The organism is Sphingorhabdus sp. (genome assembly GCF_044354325.1).
In the GTDB taxonomy this organism is placed as follows: domain Bacteria; phylum Pseudomonadota; class Alphaproteobacteria; order Sphingomonadales; family Sphingomonadaceae; genus Sphingorhabdus_B.
On record NZ_JBILAF010000092.1, the window covers coordinates 1 to 8,398 of the forward strand.

General features: G+C 56.2%; 8 protein-coding genes and 1 pseudogene. 5 read left to right on the forward strand and 4 right to left on the reverse strand.

Translation table 11 applies throughout. The annotated features are described in order from the left end of the window. The 3 genes and pseudogenes from ACIQ0G_RS08550 to ACIQ0G_RS08560 all read left to right on the forward strand — a co-directional run. Nucleotides 1–226 (forward strand): annotated as a pseudogene (locus ACIQ0G_RS08550) (50S ribosomal protein L10); the annotation flags it as partial. 88 nt (nt 227–314) lie between these two features. Then, nucleotides 315–686, forward strand: a complete 372-nt coding sequence (rplL, locus tag ACIQ0G_RS08555; protein ID WP_183939687.1) for a 50S ribosomal protein L7/L12 — start codon at nt 315–317, stop codon at nt 684–686. 144 nt (nt 687–830) lie between these two features. Next, complete coding sequence (locus tag ACIQ0G_RS08560; protein ID WP_397577545.1) at nt 831–1,367, forward strand: adenine phosphoribosyltransferase; 537 nt, start codon at nt 831–833, stop codon at nt 1,365–1,367. 19 nt (nt 1,368–1,386) lie between these two features. Here the strand turns inward: ACIQ0G_RS08560 and ACIQ0G_RS08565 are convergent, their stop codons facing one another. From ACIQ0G_RS08565 to ACIQ0G_RS08580, 4 genes are all read right to left on the reverse strand, one after another. Then, nucleotides 1,387–2,130 carry a class I SAM-dependent methyltransferase gene (locus tag ACIQ0G_RS08565; protein WP_397577546.1) on the reverse strand — a complete coding sequence of 248 codons (744 nt, stop codon included), beginning with the start codon at nt 2,128–2,130 and terminating at the stop codon, nt 1,387–1,389. Nucleotides 2,131–2,142: 12 nt separating this feature from the next. Then, complete coding sequence (locus ACIQ0G_RS08570; RefSeq protein WP_397577547.1) at nt 2,143–2,607, reverse strand: acyl-CoA thioesterase; 465 nt, start codon at nt 2,605–2,607, stop codon at nt 2,143–2,145. A 1-nt stretch (nt 2,608) separates the two neighbouring features. After that, on the reverse strand, nt 2,609–3,820 hold the full coding sequence (locus ACIQ0G_RS08575) for an LL-diaminopimelate aminotransferase (protein ID WP_395629262.1): 1,212 nt from the start codon (nt 3,818–3,820) through the stop codon (nt 2,609–2,611). Nucleotides 3,821–3,908: 88 nt separating this feature from the next. Beyond that, the gene (locus ACIQ0G_RS08580; RefSeq protein ID WP_397577548.1) at nt 3,909–5,753 is read right to left on the reverse strand and encodes a DEAD/DEAH box helicase; all 1,845 of its coding nucleotides are present in this window, start codon (nt 5,751–5,753) and stop codon (nt 3,909–3,911) included. Between the two features lie 98 nt (nt 5,754–5,851). On the opposite strand from ACIQ0G_RS08580, the gene ACIQ0G_RS08585 reads away from it, so the two are divergent. Continuing rightward, nucleotides 5,852–7,492, forward strand: a complete 1,641-nt coding sequence (locus ACIQ0G_RS08585; RefSeq protein WP_397577549.1) for a PHA/PHB synthase family protein — start codon at nt 5,852–5,854, stop codon at nt 7,490–7,492. Nucleotides 7,493–7,556: 64 nt separating this feature from the next. Continuing rightward, a partial coding sequence (locus ACIQ0G_RS08590) for an acyl-CoA dehydrogenase family protein (RefSeq protein WP_397577550.1) occupies nt 7,557–8,398 on the forward strand: 842 nt, incomplete at its 3' end.

The window sequence follows — 8,398 nt, forward strand, 5'->3', positions numbered from 1 at the left end:
AAAGACCAATGACAAACTTGAAATTGTCGGCGGCGCGATGGGTGACACGTTCCTTGATGTAAACGGTGTAAAGGCGCTGGCTTCGTTGCCATCGCTCGACGAACTGCGCGGCACGCTTATCGGGCTTATCCAAGCACCGGCAACGAAGCTTGCACAGCTGTCGACCGCACCTGCTGCGAAATTGGCACGCGTTTTTGGTGCCTATGCTGACCAAAAGGCAGCATAACTTTTTTGAATTAAACCGGCTGCGTCCCATGGTTTTAACCGGCTGGGCGGGCCCTACAGATATGACAGAAAATCGGAGTGTTATTTAAATGGCTGATATTGAAAAGCTCGTAGACCAACTTTCGGCATTGACCGTTCTTGAAGCGGCTGAACTTGCTAAGGCTTTGGAAGAAAAGTGGGGCGTTAGCGCCGCTGCTGCTGTTGCTGTTGCTGCACCTGCTGGTGCCGCTGCACCAGCTGCTGAAGAGCAGACTGAATTTGACGTTATCTTGACCGGCGACGGCGGCAACAAGATTGCAGTCATCAAGGAAGTCCGTGCGATCACCAACCTTGGTCTGACCGAAGCAAAGGCTCTTGTTGAGTCCGCGCCAAAGGCGATCAAGGAAGGCGTAAACAAGGCAGAAGCCGAAGACATCAAGGCGAAGATCCTTGCAGCCGGCGGAACCGTCGAACTGAAGTAATTCGGTTTCCCTTACGGGATATAAAATGGGGCGGCCTAGCGATAGGCTGCCCCTTTTTTATTGTCGCGCGTTCGGCATCATTAAACACAAATATTCCGGCCCTTTTCTTTTGAAAAGTCTGCAGCTTGCGGGCAGTCATGGCGCATGAATAGCAACGCCGACCTCGCCGCCCTGATTCGCAACATTCCGGATTATCCCAAACCGGGTATCATGTTCCGCGACGTCTCCAGCCTGCTGCTCGACGCAGACGGCTATCGCATGACCATTGATCGGCTCGCGGCGCTAGTGGACCCGGATACGCAGCTGGTCGCGGGTATTGAGGCACGTGGCTTTATCGTGGCGTCTGCTCTGGCTTATGTGCTTGGCCTTGGCCAATTGATGCTGCGTAAGCCCGGCAAGCTGCCCGGCGAGAAAATCGGCACGGATTACACGCTCGAATATGGCACCGACCGCATTGAAATGCATGTCGGCCATGTGCAGCCAGACCAGAAAGTGCTGCTGGTCGACGATTTGATTGCAACGGGCGGCACGGCCCTGGCTGGCGTCGACTTAATCCAGCAAGGCGGCGGCAAAGTTGAACAGGCATTGTTCATCGTTGACCTGCCTGACCTTGGCGGCGCGGCCAAGTTGCGTGCCCAAGGCGTACGGGTCGGATCGCTAATCGGTTTTGACGGCGACTAAGCGCGCCGAAATATTCAGCCTAATTTTGCGGATAACGTGCAGCGCATGTCTTGATTTTTGACGGCTCAGGCCGCTGCCCGCTGACTTCAAAGCGGGCGATATATCCACCCAATTTCAATTGTTCGGTAAAGCCGGTCAAACGATAGCCCACGGCATCAAATTCGCAGAACAGCAGCTTTGGCGGAATACCGTGCTGGGCGGTAGGGCGATCGCGGTCTACGACAATGACCTGTCCGCCCTTGGCGAGCGCGGGCCGCATGCGCCATAGAAACGCATACGGCTCGCTTATTTCATGATACATATGCACCATGAAAACGCGGTCAAAGCTGTTTTCGGGCAACCGGGGATCATCCAGAGCGCCTTCCTTGATGGCAACATTATCGAGCTGTTCGCGTGTGACACGGGCGCCAAGTCGATCAAGCGCATCCCGATTGATATCCTGCGCAAGCACGCGCCCTTTTGGGCCAACGCGGTCCGCAAGGCGGATGGTGTAATAGCCTTCGCCTGCGCCGATATCAGCGACCGTGGTCCCAAGCTGGATCCCGGCCCAATCCATCACAAATTCGGCCTCACCCGCTTCATCACGCGCGGCCTCAGTCGAAAATTCGGTATCGCCCGCGGTGGACACCACACGTTCGGCACGCGGAAATGCCTCTGCACTCTCGCTTCGTTCGTCTGCGGTGCCCGCTGGCGTGCAACCGCTCACCAATAGCAGTGGAACCGCAATGATGGCCAGAAAGCTCAAACGGGCGTTCGTGCGCATCCTCAAACCGTCTTACGCGTCGGCCATAACGGCTACCGGATTGGCAGCCTGTTGATCGAAGTTCAGGAAAACATCCTTCACCCAATGTGGCAAGGGAATCGGGCGATGCGTATCAAGGTCCACATGCACGCTGACAAGATCAACTGTTGCGCGCAAATCGTCTGAACCATCTTCGGTAATGCCATGAATTTCGACGATTTGAGTCATGCTGGTCCGACCAGTCGCAACCGTGCGCGCCATGACTTCAATAAGCTCGTCCGGCTTGATCGGCGCAAACCAGGTGACCGTCGCCTTTTTGACATGAAACTCCAACGGCGCACCATCGGCATAATCGCGGAATTTCGCTTCACGCCAATATTCGGTGACCGCGACATCGGCATAATCGAGATAGCGCGCGTTAAAGACGACGCCTTGTGCATCGGTCTCTGACCAGCGCACGCGGAAACGGTGATGAAAAGCAAACTCACTTCGCGCCATGTCAGATTGCCTTTGATTGGCCAGGGGTGTTGACCCCCATCGATTGCAGATAACGCTTCACGTTCCGTGCGGCCTGACGCAGGCGATGCTCGTTTTCAACCATAGCGATACGGACATAGCCTTCGCCGTCTTCGCCATATCCCACACCCGGCGCGACCGCGACCTTTGCTTCGGTCAGCAACTGTTTGGAAAACTCAAGGCTGCCCAGATGCGCAAGCGCAGGTGGCAAGGGGGCCCATGCGAACATCGACGCTTTCGGTGCAGGAATATCCCAGCCTGCGCGGCCAAATGCCTCCACAAGGATATCGCGGCGCTTGTGATAGAGCTGACGATTTTGTTCAACAATGTCTTGTGGGCCATTTAATGCAGCGCACGCCGCCGCCTGAATAGGCGTAAATGCCCCATAATCGAGGTAGCTTTTAACGCGCGTCATCGCAGCAATCAGTTCGCGATTGCCCACCGCAAAGCCAATACGCCATCCTGCCATCGAATAGGTTTTGGACAATGATGTGAATTCAACCGCCACATCCTTGCCGCCCTTCACCTGCAAAATGGACGGGGTCGGGTTGCCGTCAAAATAGAGTTCTGAATAGGCAAGATCGGACAATATCCAGACCTTGTTCTCTTTCGCCCATGCGACCAACCGTTCGTAAAAAGCCAGATCAACGGTTTCTGCCGTCGGATTGGACGGATAGTTGACCACCAAGATCGACGGCCGCGGGACTGTGAACGCCATTGCGCGCTCCAGCGACCGGAAATAATTTTCATCAGGCGTCGTGGGGACGGACCGAATGGTCGCGCCAGCGATGATGAATCCGAACGTGTGGATCGGGTAGCTTGGGTTTGGCGCCAATACGACGTCACCCGGCGCAGTGATAGCGGTTGCAAGGCTCGCAAGGCCCTCTTTCGAACCCATCGTGACCACGACTTCGGTTTCGGGATCAACATCAACGCCAAAGCGGCGCGCGTAATAATTGGCCTGCGCCTTACGGAGGCCGGGAATACCTCTGGAAGCCGAATAGCCATGGGCATCTGGCTTTTGCGCGACTTCGCACAATTTTTCGATCACATGCGGCGGCGGCGGCAAATCAGGATTGCCCATGCCCAGATCGATAATGTCCTCTCCCGCACCACGGGCCGCCGCACGCATCGCATTAACTTCGGCGATGACATAAGGCGGCAGACGCTTGATGCGGTAGAATTCTTCGGACATTGGCTCCCGTTTCCGGTTAGTTGTTTACAGAGCCACCCTCATGCGCGAAGTTTTCGCGCATTTCCAGAAAAAGCTTTCGGTCCGCGGATTAGCGCGGCCGATTGCCTTTCGCTTTGTGCCGCACGCCATGCTTTGACGGTGGTGGGCCATCATTGCGGAATGGACGCACACCGTCACGGTTCGATCCACCACGTGGACCGCCGCGCGGCGGTCCGTCACCACGCGGTCCATCGCCGCGTGGATTGACGCCCAATTGGGCACGCTGCGGACGACCACCATCGCGGCCCCCATCGCGACCTCCGTCACGACCCATGCGCTTGTTCTCACGCGCAGCTTCACGTGGCGGGCCATTGGCTTGCACGATCTCAACATCATTGTCTTCGTCATGCCCCGGCTGCGCGATTGCTTTGGCAAATTTTGCAACAGCGGCAGCAGCGATACCCACATGGGTTTCGTTCGCGGCAATCCGGATGGCACCAATGTCGTTCTTGGTCACACCGCCACGACGGCACAGCAACGGCAATATCCATTTTGGATCTGCGTTGTTGCGGCGGCCAACGTTCAGTTTGAACCAAACAGAATCGTCAAATCCGGCGCGATGGTCATCACGTGGACGTTCGCGCGTGCCGTCATCCAGCATGTCTTCTGCCTGTGGCATTTTGGCGCGATGGACACGGACAAGTGCAGCGGCGATGTCTTCAGCCGACATCGTTTCGAGCAGTTTCGCACCCAATGCACGATCTTCATCTTCAACTTCGACGGGTGTCAGAAGTGTTTCGAGCAGACGTTCATGGTCCTTGGCGCGGATATCTGCGGCAGTCGGGACTTTAATCCAGTCTGCCTCAATTTTCGCGCCGCGCAACATCGATTCCACGCGCTTGCGGCGCTGATAGGGCACGATGAGAACGGCAGTCCCCTTACGACCCGCACGGCCGGTGCGTCCGGACCTGTGCTGAAGCCCTTCGGCATCGCGCGGCAATTCGACGTGGACCACCAACGACAGGTTGGGCAAATCGATACCGCGCGCCGCAACGTCGGTGGCAACGCATACACGGGCACGGCGGTCACGCAGGGCCTGAAGCGCTTGATTTCGTTCGGACTGCGAATGCTCACCCGACAGCGCAACGACATTGAAGCCGCGCTCGGTCAGGCTGGCATGCAAACGGCGCACATTTTCACGCGTCGCACAAAACAGGATAGCGGTTTCGGCCTCATGCAAACGCAGCAAGTTCACAACTGCGTTCTCGATGTCCGGTGGAGCGACCGTTACGACCTGATAGCTGATATCGCCATGGCCGCGGTCTTCGCCAACGGTCGAGATGCGCAGCGCGTCTTGTTGGTAACGCTTGGCAAGCGACACGATTGGTTTCGGCATCGTCGCCGAGAAAAGCAAAGTGCGGCGGCCTTCAGGCGTCGCGTTCAATATTTCTTCGAGTTCCTCACGGAAACCCATGTCGAGCATTTCGTCAGCTTCGTCGAGAATCGCGACTTTCAAAGCGGATAGGTCCAGTGCGCCACGCTCCAAGTGATCGCGCAAACGGCCGGGGGTCCCGACAACAATTTGTGCACCTTGATTCAGCGTGCGGCGTTCTTTCGACGCGTCCATGCCGCCAACGCAGGTCGCGATGCGAACGCCAGCCTTGGCATATAGCCACATGAGTTCGCGGCTGACCTGCAGGGCCAGTTCGCGCGTTGGCGCGATGATGAGTGCGGCGGGTTCGCGCGCAAGGCTGACCAGTCCACCATCAAGGATTTGCGGTGCCATGGCCAAGCCAAAAGCAACGGTTTTGCCTGATCCAGTCTGGGCCGACACGACAAGGTCGCGGCCTTCGGCTTCAGCTGTGATGACAGCAGATTGAACAGGGGTTAAAGCAGTATAGCCACGAGCGGTGAGCGCTTCATCAAGAAGCGGGGGAAGATTTTCAAACGTCATTATTGCGCGCCTTTGCGCCCTTTTTTACCTAATGTCCATGCTGCGCCGCACAACAAAACAATCTTCGACAATTTTCTGACATTTGTTATGCATTGAAAATGGCCGATTCACCGAAATTCCCACCCTTCTTGGATCCCGACCAATTCGCCAAAATGCTTGAGGGTTCGGCAGCCTCAGCGGCTGACCCAATGAAGGCATATCGCGCTGCGATGGACGCGTGGGGGACGATACTTGCGCCATTGGCCAAGGCCGGTCGCAGCAAAGTTGACCCGTCAGATCGCCGCTTTGCTGCACCTGAATGGGAACATCCCGTTTTCGACCTGATGCGTCAGGGATATCAGGTGATGTCTGACTATATGCTCGGCGCGGCTGACCAGCTGGATGGCGTCGCCGATAGTGACAAAGCCAAAATGGGCTTTGCTGTGCGTAGCATGATAGAGGCTATGAGCCCCGCAAATTCGCCCTTCACCAACCCCGTCGCACTACAACGGGCGATGGAGACCAACGGCGCAAGCCTGATGTCGGGCATGCAAAACCTGATGACAGATTTGCAGCGCGGTCAGCTGACGCATACTGATTCCTCTGCCTTCAAGCTGGGTGAAAACATCGCGGCAACGCCGGGCAAAGTCGTCCATCAAACGCCGTTATACCAGCTGATCCAATATGATCCGGCGACCCCGGACGTGTTGGCAACGCCGCTGATAATTTTTCCGCCATGGATCAACCGGTTCTACATTCTCGATCTGACAGCGGAAAAAAGCTTCATCAAATATTGCGTTGACCAAGGCATCACCGTTTTTGTCGTGTCTTGGAAATCTGCAGACAGTTCGATGAAGGACATCATCTGGGACGATTATATCGCGGCGCAGATTGATGCGATTGATACCGTACGCGACGGCCTTGGCGTGCCAGATGTGCATGCGATTGGATATTGTGTTGCAGGAACGACCTTAGCCGCGACGCTTGCCGTGCTCGCCGCCACTGGCGGTGCCGACAAGGTGCGCAGCGCGACATTCTTTACCGCGCAAGTCGATTTCAGCACGGGCGGCGAGCTGCTGAATTTCATCGACGACAACCAAATAGCCATGGTCGAAACGTTGAGCGCCCCGCATGGCTATTTGGACGGCCGCTTCCTTGCGCTGACGTTCAACATGCTGCGCGGCAAGGATCTGATTTGGTCGACGGTCGTCAAAAATTATTTGCTGGGCGAAGATTACCCCGCGTTCGATCTGCTGCACTGGAATGGCGACGTCACCAATCTTCCCGCAAAATGGCACAAAGCCTATCTGGCGGACCTCTATCGCGATAACCGTCTGGTTGAACCGGATAGTCTATCTGCGCTGGGTACGCCGATTGATTTGCGTCGCGTGCAAACGCCTTCTTATATTCAGGCCGGACGTGAAGACCACATCGCGCCTGCCGAAAGCGTTTGGAAGTTGCAGGATCACTTTAGCGGCCCTGTCAAATTCCTGTTGGCGGGCAGCGGACATATTGCGGGCGTGGTGAACCCTCCGGCGCAGATGAAATATCAATATTGGACCAACGAAGGCAACGCAGGCTCGCTGGCAGAATTCATCGACGGCGCCACCGAAACCAAGGGCAGCTGGTGGCCCAATTGGCTTGTTTGGTTGCTGGACAAGGGTGACGCAAAAGTCCCTGCTAGCGGCGCCCGCATACCCGGCGAAGGCGCATTGAAGGCGCTGGAATCTGCTCCGGGAAGCTATGTAAAAGCGCGATGAGATTCAGTTGACGTTTACGTAAACGTCGACTAATTCTGCGTCAGCTATTTTGAGGAGAATCGTGATGCAATTGGAATTCAGTCCCGAAGAAATCGCCTTCCAACAGGAAGTGCGCACATTCATCGCCGAAAATTATCCCGAGAATCTCCGTTCGGTGCAAGACGAAGGGCATGATCTTTCGAAAGAAGATTTTCTGTCATGGCATCGCATTCTTGCGAAAAAAGGCTGGATCGCGCCAGCATGGCCTGTCGAATATGGCGGCACTGGCTGGACCGCAACGCAACGTTTCATCTGGTCCGAAGAACTCGCCGCTGCGGATTGCGTCGGCACCATGCCATTTGGCCTGTCGATGGTCGGACCCGTCATCTACACATTCGGCACGCCGGAGCAAAAAGCGCAATTCCTGCCCGGCATCTTGTCCGGCGACGATTGGTGGTGCCAAGGGTATTCGGAACCTGGCGCAGGTTCTGACTTGGCTTCGCTGCGCACAAAGGCCGTCCGCGATGGCGACCATTATGTTGTGAACGGTCAAAAGACATGGACCACGATGGCGCAACATGCTGACTGGGGCTTCTTCCTCGTCCGCACCGATTCCGATGCCAAGGCGCAGGAAGGCATTAGCTTCCTTCTCATTAACATGAAGACGCCCGGCGTAACCGTTCGCCCAATCATCACCTTGGGTGGTGAGCATGAAGTCAACGAAGTATGGTTGGAAGACGTCCGCGTGCCCGTTGCCAATCGCATCTATGAAGAAAATAAGGGCTGGACCTGCGCCAAGTTCTTGCTGGCGCATGAGCGTACCGGCATCGCCGCCGTTGCCCGTTCGAAGCGTGGCGTTGAAAAGATCAAATCCATTGCCCGCACAGAGCAGGACGGTGACCGTCCATTGATCGCCAACCCATTTTT

Bases quoted from the DNA above. Each gene is read 5' to 3' on its own strand.
- ACIQ0G_RS08570 (WP_397577547.1), bottom strand. From the start codon at position 2,607: ATGGCGCGAAGTGAGTTTGCTTTTCATCACCGTTTCCGCGTGCGCTGG.
- rplL (WP_183939687.1), top strand. From the start codon at position 315: ATGGCTGATATTGAAAAGCTCGTAGACCAACTTTCGGCATTGACCGTT.
- ACIQ0G_RS08580 (WP_397577548.1), bottom strand. From the start codon at position 5,753: ATGACGTTTGAAAATCTTCCCCCGCTTCTTGATGAAGCGCTCACCGCT.
- ACIQ0G_RS08560 (WP_397577545.1), top strand. From the start codon at position 831: ATGAATAGCAACGCCGACCTCGCCGCCCTGATTCGCAACATTCCGGAT.
- ACIQ0G_RS08565 (WP_397577546.1), bottom strand. From the start codon at position 2,130: ATGCGCACGAACGCCCGTTTGAGCTTTCTGGCCATCATTGCGGTTCCA.
- ACIQ0G_RS08585 (WP_397577549.1), top strand. From the start codon at position 5,852: ATGGCCGATTCACCGAAATTCCCACCCTTCTTGGATCCCGACCAATTC.
- ACIQ0G_RS08575 (WP_395629262.1), bottom strand. From the start codon at position 3,820: ATGTCCGAAGAATTCTACCGCATCAAGCGTCTGCCGCCTTATGTCATC.